The sequence below is a fragment of the Pedobacter sp. 01N416 genome (assembly GCF_056399685.1).
This window is the reverse complement of sequence record NZ_JBFTRT010000233.1, coordinates 1-10,084: the sequence shown is the minus strand read 5'-3', so window position 1 is coordinate 10,084 and position 10,084 is coordinate 1. Positions and strand designations below refer to the sequence as shown.

6 protein-coding genes and 1 pseudogene are annotated in these 10,084 nt (G+C 43.4%); 1 reads left to right on the top strand and 6 read right to left on the bottom strand.

The annotated features are described in order from the left end of the window. The 5 genes and pseudogenes from AC1DND_RS14185 to AC1DND_RS14165 all read right to left on the bottom strand — a co-directional run. A pseudogene (locus tag AC1DND_RS14185) lies at window positions 1-640 on the bottom strand (peptidase S8); the annotation flags it as partial. Window positions 641-1,056: 416 nt separating this feature from the next. Beyond that, window positions 1,057-1,902: a sugar phosphate isomerase/epimerase family protein gene (locus AC1DND_RS14180; RefSeq protein ID WP_477582496.1), complete on the bottom strand. Its 846-nt coding sequence runs from the start codon at window positions 1,900-1,902 to the stop codon at window positions 1,057-1,059. 126 nt (window positions 1,903-2,028) lie between these two features. Beyond that, window positions 2,029-3,201 carry an efflux RND transporter periplasmic adaptor subunit gene (locus tag AC1DND_RS14175; protein WP_477582494.1) on the bottom strand — a complete coding sequence of 391 codons (1,173 nt, stop codon included), beginning with the start codon at window positions 3,199-3,201 and terminating at the stop codon, window positions 2,029-2,031. A 12-nt stretch (window positions 3,202-3,213) separates the two neighbouring features. Then, the gene (locus tag AC1DND_RS14170) at window positions 3,214-7,362 is read right to left on the bottom strand and encodes a CusA/CzcA family heavy metal efflux RND transporter (protein WP_477582492.1); all 4,149 of its coding nucleotides are present in this window, start codon (window positions 7,360-7,362) and stop codon (window positions 3,214-3,216) included. Between the two features lie 225 nt (window positions 7,363-7,587). Beyond that, window positions 7,588-7,905: a DUF6660 family protein gene (locus AC1DND_RS14165; protein ID WP_477582490.1), complete on the bottom strand. Its 318-nt coding sequence runs from the start codon at window positions 7,903-7,905 to the stop codon at window positions 7,588-7,590. Between the two features lie 193 nt (window positions 7,906-8,098). On the opposite strand from AC1DND_RS14165, the gene AC1DND_RS14160 reads away from it, so the two are divergent. After that, complete coding sequence (locus AC1DND_RS14160) at window positions 8,099-9,214, top strand: acyltransferase family protein (RefSeq protein WP_477582488.1); 1,116 nt, start codon at window positions 8,099-8,101, stop codon at window positions 9,212-9,214. Between the two features lie 482 nt (window positions 9,215-9,696). On the opposite strand, the gene AC1DND_RS14155 is transcribed toward AC1DND_RS14160, so the two are convergent. Further along, the coding region (locus AC1DND_RS14155; RefSeq protein ID WP_477582487.1) for an alpha/beta fold hydrolase at window positions 9,697-10,084 on the bottom strand (388 nt) is incomplete at its 5' end.

Genomic DNA, 10,084 nt, shown 5'->3' with positions numbered 1-10,084 from the left:
CTTTTATTCTACTTTCTCTCTCACTCTCTGGTTGAAAAGCTTCAATATCATTAGGCGTTGGATTTTCCTTCCCAATTTTCTTAATTAAAAGATCTAATGCGCTTTTAAATCCAGAAATCCCAGCAAAATTACTTTTTGCTGTAGTTAACTCTTGATCAAGCAGTGATCGATTCTTCATAAAATCTTCGTAACTTGCTTTATCCTTTTCGGCTACTGTTTCGGCTGTAAGGTTAGCAAAACGAGCTTTATCACGACGAACCAAACGAGTTAGCTCTAAGTTTTCATGGTCAATTGAACCCGTTGCTCCGCCTAAAAAATTCCAACCATGAATATCGTCCTTGTACCCATTCTTATCATCGTCTACTCCATTGCCTTCGATTTCCTTTTTATTGGTCCAAATTACTCTTTTAAGGTCTTCATGATTTAAATCAACCCCACCATCTAGTACTGCAACCACTACTGGCTTCGATTTTTTACCTTTTAGCAGCTCTTTATAAGCTTTTTCTGTACTGATACCAAAAACGGAGTCAGTTTTAAGATCCAAATTTTGCCAATTCGCCTTTTGAGCAAGTGAAAGTAAAGGAAGCACACTAAAACATGATAATGCGATTATTTTTTTTAAAGAATGGTTATTATTCATACAGTTTTTAATAAATTATTATTGACTAGTTTCAAAGAATGGCTTTAATGCCGTTTTATTATTAACCTTAGTTCGATTAATWTTTACCCGTTGTGATCAATTTTTAGTCTCTTTTTCCTAACGCGATCGTCATGCTGAACTTGTTTTACAAGTAGAAATAGTGTTTTCAATTGTCTTGTAGCTACTACGTGGTCAGCATCTTTCCTGCTAGATAGACCCTGATCCCGAACATTCGGGACAGAGTGACGACAGTGAGTTGAAATATCTACAGAAGATCTTTAAAGGCATGTTATTAATCGAGTTCAGGTTAGTAGGATTATGCACGCAGATTCTTTCCAAACAGGGGTATAAATTGATATGCGGCCGAAGGAAAAGACCGCATATCAATCATTAATTACTATCAATCGCAAACAGAACTAGCGGGTACCATCGCAAACACCCCTAAAATAGCCAACAGATTCAGCTATTCCTGCCAGGGGATCTTTCATGTCTTTTTCATATTCTAAACTACAGCAGCCCTGGTAATTAACCTTTCTCAGCATTTTTACGAATGCAGGGATATCAATTACGCCACGRCCGAGTTCACAGGTGGTGCCTTCATTTGCGGCTACGGTTACATTCTTTAAATGCATATCGAAAATCCGTTTCGAGAATTTCTGAAGGTCTGCAACCGAATCCCGCCCATCTCTTTTGTTATGCCCCATATCAAAGCATATACCAACACGTTGATCCAGGTTTTTAATGAGGTTGTAGATACTTTCTGCATTTGGATATAGTTTATCCTGGGGGCCATGATTATGAATGGCATAACGAATATTATATTCTTTTGTCTTTTGGGCAACATACTCCAGGTCAGCATGCGCTGGAATTCCGATCAACAAATCAACACCAACCCTTTTTGCATAATCGAATGCATTATCGATCTCTTCTTTATTTTTGGTGTATATAGGGCCCACGGCATACCCTACTATGTTATTATCCTTAAGTTTAGCATGAAAGGCAGCGATTTCTGCTGTTGTACTTTTAAAAGGCAAATGAAAGTCTTTGATACAGAGGTAATGTACATCAACCTTTTTCATCATTTTAAGCGATTCGTCAAGGCTAAAGTTAAGGAAGCTATAACCGGCAATTGCTAATTTAAAAGGGTCTTTACCCGCGGCATTGCCTTTAGCAGGCGCTGCAAAAACTGACGGGGCATTGATCAGCGTTGCCGCAGTTAACCCCAATATTCCTGTTTGTAAAAAATTTCTTCTTGTAGTCATCTTAATATATCTGGCGACTAAAGTTAATATTTAAATTGGTGCAGTTCAAACGTGCGAACAGATCTTTTAAAAAAAATGAATGGTTATTTACGGCATCAGTTTCTGCCAGCTATAAAGCTTAAATAGCTAATGTTCCTCACCTTCTTCTTCGGCATTCTTTACCTTGCTTAACAGATCGTAGGCGCCTTTTGTCACCACCTTCATATTATTGATCTGCCCGGCAAAAGAAACCTGGGTGTAACCATTTTCGGCAACACCTGTTTTTACCTCCATCATCCTGTACCGGTAAGTGTTACTGCCTTTATCGGCAGGCTGATCTATAAACACGAACTTTTTGCCTTCAAACTCAACAATAGCCGCATCGGGTAGTGCTTCAACCTTGTTCATTCCACTTTCTACATAAGCCTTAAGGTACATGCCCGGAAGCAGCTGTGTATCCTCCTTATCCAAATGGCAGTGAATTTGCACGGTACGCTCTTTACTAATTTCGCGGCCGATGAGATAAACTGTAGCCATGCGTTCCTTTTCCTCGTTGGCCAGTACAAAGCGGACTTTTTGCCCCAGCTTAAGCTTAGGCACATCCTTTTCAAATACCGTAAGCTCTGCATGCAGGTGCTCGGTATCGGCAATTTTGAACAGTACATCGGTTGTGCTGGCAAAGGCACCTATATTGGTATTCACCTGCGTAACGTAACCCGCCATTGGTGTGTAGAGGTTAAAGGTTTTCTGGATCTGCCCTTTTTCCAGCGCCGCAAAACTGATGTTCATAATGGAAAGTTTTGAACGCTGCCCCAGCAATCTTGCACTCACACTCTGGTATTCGCTCCTTGCTTTCTGAAGTGCTTTTTTGGAATTTACGTTTTCCTTTGCCAATTCTTCCTGGCGATCGAGCTCCTGCTTTAAAAACTGCAACTGACTTTTATAGTCCAGGTAGTCTTGTTGCATCTGAATGAATTCCGGATTCTGCATTACGGCTACGAGCGCCCCTTTGGCTACCCGTTTTCCCTGTAGCATATCGGTGCTTTTTACAATACCTTCCAGCGGTGTGGAAATAGATACCAGGCTTTGCGGAGGAAGATCGAGCATGCCGTTTACTTTCGTTGTTCCGCTTAATTCCTTCAACTCAATGTCTCCCAGGGTAATTTCTGATAGTTTGTGCTGCTCTGGGGTAAGGGTTACAATATCGCTCTCTTCGTGAACGATCTCTTTTTCGGGCTCCTTTTCTGTATTGGGGCTGCTACAGCCAGCCATATAAAATGGAAAGGACAGCAGGGTAAGATATTTATATATGGATCTCATGAGATTTATATTTTAAAATGAGTTGTTGTTACCGGTTAAAAATTCAATCTGGTTGATGCTCTGGCTTAACTGGAGCAGGGCCATCAGGCGCCCCTCGTAAATGCCATTTGCCTGTTTAAGGTTCAACAGGTATTCCGAATAGCCTATTTCTCCGTTCTGGTAGGCAATGCGGCTATTTTTTAATATCAGTGCCGCATTGGCTAGCGCCGAAGTAATAAAATAGTCATAACGTTTCCTGTTTTTCAGGTATTCGCCCAGGGCCTGCTGGTACTGGCCTGTTAGTTTTCGCTGATGGAGCTGCAGGTCGTTCGAGGCAATATCCCTATTAATGGATGCGGCCTTTGCCTTCGCAGAATAGGCGCTGTAAAATAGCGGAATGGAAAGCCCCACCTGAAAGCCCTGAAAACGTTTGTCGCGGCCAAAGAAAACATCACTGCCGTTAACGTTTTGAAAACCGGTTAGCGACTGGTTGAAATAACCCAGGGTAAAATCGGGCATTGCTTTGGCAAGCTCTACTTTTCGTTGTTTTTCGGCAATCACAATCTGTTGCCTGAAATAGGCAATGGCAGGATTTTTATTTAGAAGAGCCGTATCTCCGATCGAGATCTCGGGTGTTTCCTTTAAAAGCTTGTCGGCGATTAGGGGTAGCTCACCCCTTCCAATCAGCGTAGCAAGCTGCGTTTTATATATTTCGATATCAGAACGGTCTTGATCGAGCAGGTTCTGTACATCCTTAAGCTGTGTCTCGGCGGTTACCTTTTCAAGCAGGTTACCCTCACCTGTTTTGTATTTTAGCGAAGCTGATTTTACAAAACCCTTATAGATGCTGTCTTGCTCGAGCAGCAGTTTTTCCTTCGAATAGAGGTACTGAAGATTGGTGTAAACCGTCTTCACCTGAAAAATGAGTTCGTTTTTACTTGAAGCCACCTGAAGCTGGCCTGCTTTGATACGCTCATCCCCTAATGCCGCATTTGCGGCGAAAAGTGTTGGAAAGGGAATGCTTTGCGAAATGGTAAAGTTATTGTCGTTTTTGATCAGGCTGTTGTACTGCCCGTAAAGCATAGACACTTCAGTTTTGGGCATTTCGAAGGCGCTTTTCCTGAGTGCCTGTTGCAGCCCTACACCAAGGTTAGCCCCGCTAATCGCCCTGTTGTTTTCCAATGCCAAAGATACCGCCTGTTCAAGGGTTAACGCAGTTTGGGCCTTAGCAGGCTGAAATCCAAACAAGGTAATAGACATAACGATTATGCCTGCTACCGGAGCAATTCTTACTTTTTTCCTGCCCATTTTTTCTACCCAGATATAAAGCACCGGAAGTACCAAAAGGGTCAACAGTGTTGCAGAAATCAGTCCGCCGATAACAACCGTTGCCAATGGGCGCTGTACCTCAGCACCGCTTCCGCCCGAGATAGCCATTGGAAGAAAGCCCAGAGAAGCTACAAGGGCCGTCATAATAACCGGGCGAAGCCTAACCGAAGTTCCTGTTCTGATAATTTCGAGAATATCGTTCATTCCTTCTTTTTTTAACCTGTTAAATTCACTGATAAGCACAATACCATTCAGTACCGCCACACCAAAAAGCGCAATAAAACCGATGCCTGCAGAGATGCTAAATGGCATATCCCGTGCCCATAGCGCGAATACGCCACCAATGGCCGACAATGGAATTGCGGTAAAAATTAAAAGCGCATGTTTAATCGATGAAAAAGTAAGATAAAGCAACAGTAAAATGAGCAATAGCGCCAGTGGTACGGCAATACCCAATCTTTTGGTGGCTGCCTGCAGGTTCTCAAAAGTGCCGCCAAAGGTTGGATAATAACCTGGTAAAAACTTAACCTCTGCATCAATCTTCTGCTGGATTTCCTTTACAATACTTTCCACATCCCTTCCCCTCACATTAAAGCCAACAGTAATCCGTCGCTTTGCATCATCGCGCTGGATCTGGTTTGGACCTTCCCTGTACTGGATATCAGCCAGCTGTTCCAGCGGGATCTGGTTGCCATTGGGCGCAGTTACGAACAGATTCTTCACATCTTCCAGCGACTGCCTGTTTTCTTTTTCGAGGCGAACAACCATATCGAATCGCTTTTCGCCCTCGAACACCAGGCCAGCCACCTCTCCGGCAAATCCCGAGCGGATAGCCGTATTCACATCTTCGATGTTCAGTCCGAACTGCGCAATCTTTTCTCTATGAAATTTGATGATGACCTGTGGAAGTCCCGAAGCTTGTTCCACATAAATATCCTCAGCACCTTCGATTTTTCTGGCTATAACACCAATCTTAGCTGCATAGGCACTTAGCTTCGAAAAATCCTCTCCATAAACCTTGATTACAACATCCTGCCTGGCACCTGTCATAAGTTCATTAAAGCGCATCTGAATGGGCTGCTGGAACCCGAAAGTAACCCCAGGAATATACTGCTCAAGCTTGGCCTGCATTTTTMCCGCAAGCTCGTCTCTGGTCGAAGCATTTGTCCAGTCGCCTTTATCCTTTAAGATAATAATCAGGTCACAGGCTTCTACCGGCATGGGGTCGGTAGGAATCTCGCTAGAGCCAATCTTTCCGATCACCTCTTTTACTTCAGGAAAATTTGCCTTTAATACCTTTGCAGCCCTTGTAGCGGCCTCAATGGTCTGAGAAAGACTACTTCCGGTAAGTACCCTGGTTTCTACGGCAAAGTCGCCCTCCTCTAGCGTGGGAATAAATTCGGCGCCCAGGTAATTGAAAATAATGAGGCAAATGGCGAATAATCCTATTGCAATGCCAACAACGGCTACCCTTGCCCGAAGCGCAAAATTGAGCATTGGGGTATACACGCTTTGAAAAAAAGACATGATCTTGTCTGAGATATTTCTTTTGGTACTGATGGTTTTGTTTAGAAACAGCGCACTCATCATCGGCACATAAGTTAACGACAAGATAAAAGCGCCAAGGATAGCAAAAGTCACCGTTTGGGCCATTGGCCTGAACATTTTGCCTTCTATACCAACCAGTGCCAGAATCGGCAGGTAAACGATGAGGATAATGATTTCGCCGAAAGCAGCGCTGTTACGGATCTTGGAAGCAGATTCAAAAATCTCTGCATCCATCTCCTGCTGACTTAACCTGTTTTTGTTTTTTCGGATGCCCAGATGATGAAGAGAGGCCTCTACTATAATTACCGCTCCATCTACGATTAGCCCAAAGTCTATAGCGCCAAGGCTCATCAGGTTTCCGCTAACGCCAAAAAGGTTCATCAGGCATATGGCAAAAAGCATGGCAAGTGGAATAACCGAGGCCACAATCAGTCCGGCACGGAAATTTCCCAAAAGCAGTACCAGTACAAAGATCACAATCAATGCGCCTTCTGCCAGGTTTTTGGTCACCGTACCAATGGCACTGTCTACCAGTTTTGTGCGGTCGAGAAATGGCTCGATCACCACGCCCTCTGGAAGATTCTTTGCAATCTGATCCATCCGGGTTTTTACATTTGCAATAACCTTGGAAGAGTTGGCTCCTTTTAGCATCATCACTACCGCCCCGACTACTTCGCCCTGATCGTTTCTGGTCATGGCACCATACCTGGTGGCTGCACCGATCCTCACTTCAGCTACATTTCGGATCAGCACAGGAATGCTATTCTCATTGGTCCGTACAACGATATTCTCAATGTCCTCGATACTATTGATAAGCCCCTCACTCCTGATAAAATAGGCATTGGGTTTCTTATCGATGTAAGATCCGCCAGTGTTCTGGTTGTTTTTTTCAAGTGCCTTAAAAATGTCGCTGATGGAGATATCCATACTTCTGAGTTTGTCGGGATTAAGGGCAATCTCATACTGTTTGAGGTACCCCCCAAAGCTGCTTACATCTGCTATACCCTCTACGCCCAGGAGCTGACGGCGAACAATCCAGTCTTGAATGGTGCGGAGCTCGGTGGCATCATATTTTTTTTCATATCCTTTTTTGGGATGGATTACGTACTGGTAAATCTCACCCAGTCCGGTTGTTAATGGTGCAACCTCGGGTGTGCCGATCCCTTTTGGAATGGCTCTTTCTACTTCGGCAAGCCTTTCGCTCACCTGTTGACGGGCCCAGTAAATCTCTACATTTTCCTTAAACACCACTGTCACAACTGAAAGGCCGAATCTGCTAAAGGAACGGATTTCTTCTATGGGCATCAATGGGCAGCTGCCTAAGGGAGTATATGCCCCAGGCAATCAGCGCCAGTATCATAATTCCCACCAGCAGTTTCTGCCTGATGGAGAATTGTATTATTCTGTTCAGCATTGTCGTTTAAATCAAAAATCAATAAATAGCAGGGCATCATTGCACCTCATGGTGCAAAATTGTGCATGTAAAAAAGCATGCTTTTCATGGACAGCGCCATGAGATAAAAAAATTGATTAAACGAGCTTAGGCGGTTGCCAGATATCGAGTGGTTGTTTTTTCAATGCAGAGCACTGGAAAACCGGGTATGGTTTACGGAATACAGGAACAATCAGATCTGTTAACTTTTCGGATGGAAAGTGCTGACCGACAGAACAGCAGGCACAGCTGCAGAATGGTGGACAGGATTCTCCATGCATATGCTCAGCTTTTGATTGATCGCTGTGCACAGTGCTTTCTGTGTGAGACTTGGAAACCATATCTTCCTTGTCCTGGCAGGGCATTAGGCCCAGAAGGATCAGATAAAGAGAAAAAAGGAATACAAAGTTTTTCACCAAAGGCAAATGTAATGATTAATGTTTTTAATTCATAAAGCCCGTTTTTATTTTAATTCCTGTTTTGATTGACGGCTAAAAAACAATTTATCTCTTCACGCAACCTTAATGCCTTACGTATCATTGTAGATRCAAAGTTATGGGGTAAAGAATGTTGGTTATTTTTACGGCTTGCAATTTTTACAAGCCCTACATGCATACTAACCTGAATAATGAGCTGGCCACCAAGCCACATTACCCTATATTAGATGGCCTTCGCGGTGTGGCCGCTATAATCGTTGTCACCTTTCACTTAACCGAGCCCTTAGGCACCGGGCACCTCGATATCCTGGTTAACCATGGCTATCTGGCTGTAGATTTTTTCTTTTTATTATCGGGTTTTGTAATGGGCTACGCTTATGACGACCGATGGAATAAAATGAGTGTAGGCAGTTTTTTCAAACGCCGTATTATACGTTTGCAACCCATGGTGATTTTGGGGATGACCCTTGGCGCTATCGGATTCTATTTTACAGATTCTACCATATGGCCGCTCATTCACACCATTCCGCTTTGGAAGATGCTGCTGGTACTGCTTATTGGCTATACCATCCTACCTATACCACTATCGCTCGATATACGTGGCTGGCAAGAAATGCATCCCATGAATAGCGTGGGCTGGTCCTTGTTCTTTGAATACATTGCCAACATTCTTTATGCGGTGTGGATCAGGAAGTTTTCTAAAACGGCATTAACTATTTTAGTGGTTATCGCTGCTATTGCATTGGCACAGCTGGCCATTACAAACGGCGATGTAAGCGGCGGCTGGACACTAAATGCAGAACAAGTGCGTATTGGCTTTACCCGTACCCTATACCCTTTCTTTGCGGGTTTGTTACTTTCGCGTATTGCCAAGCCTACCCGAATTAAAAATGCCTTTTTATGGTGCAGCTTTTTAGTGGCGCTAGTACTTTATATGCCACGCATTGGCGGGGCTGAGCAGCTTTGGATGAACGGGATTTACGAATCTGTCTGCATTATCATCGTGTTCCCGCTCATCGTATATATTGGCGCCAGTGGCGTATTGCAAACGCAAAGAGAGCATAAGATATGCAAATTTTTAGGTGATATATCCTATCCACTTTATCTGGTACATTATCCATTGGTTTATTTTTATGTGGCCTGGATCAGCAACCATAAAGGCACAACAATTGTGCAGGCCTGGCCTTATGCCTTACTCATTTTAGTTGGTGGGATTGCTTTGGCCTACGTCACCTTAAAATGGTACGACGAGCCAGTGCGCAAATGGTTGCGGAAAAAGTTTGCCTAAGATTGGGTTAGGCTTAAAAGAGGCTGTATCATAAATATAGAATGGTTATCCTGAGGGTTAATTTTGTATAAAATCAATATTAATGGCGTATATAATTGATTATTTTTTACCCTACAGCTCATGCTTTCCTCGGCTCACCGCCGCCGATGGGCTCTTCCTTTTTGGTGTCAAAAAGGAACAAAAAACACCGGCTGAAAATTTTTCTCTTGAAGTTAGCGGGTTGGTTTGGGCAGTGCAGCCCGATCCCGATAGCTATCGGGATGTTAGGCCGGATTTAAGTAGAACGGGGATACAGTGCTACGGCCTAGTTGGGCGGAAATAGCATCCGACATAAACACCTCTACTGGTCTTAGCGTCTCGCTAAGACCATGTTTAAATACTTTTAAGGCGTTTCGATAGTCTCTCCGTAGGAGTCCTTTGGACAACGTGACACGTTCAAATGGAATCACAACTTGTGACACAGACTCTTCTTTTGGTCTATATTACTTTAAAAAATCATTTAGGTAAGCTGATATGGTTTTCGTCTGCATCATTAAACTCACATGCCCCTGGCCAGGAACAATAGCCAAATGAGATTTTGGCATCGCCCCCATATCGGCAAATTTGTCGCCGCCCAGTAATTGGTAGGTTTTACTCAGCTCTACTTTATCCAGGCCGTCATTATCTCCTGCGATGATTAATACGGGTGAAGTAATTTTCGCAATATTGGCGTCGCCCATGTCGAATGTTGTCCCTGCAAAAACAATCATCTGTTCTATAAATTTTGTCCATTTTGTTTTGTCAGGCGCTACCGCATCATATGCCGTTTTCATAGGTGTATTTGCAAACATTTCAGGTTTCATATTTTTAAATGCACCTGCTATTTCAGGT

Excerpts from the sequence above, each read along its gene's own strand:
- AC1DND_RS14160 (WP_477582488.1), top strand. The coding sequence starts at position 8,099 with ATGCATACTAACCTGAATAATGAGCTGGCCACCAAGCCACATTACCCT.
- AC1DND_RS14175 (WP_477582494.1), bottom strand. The coding sequence starts at position 3,201 with ATGAGATCCATATATAAATATCTTACCCTGCTGTCCTTTCCATTTTAT.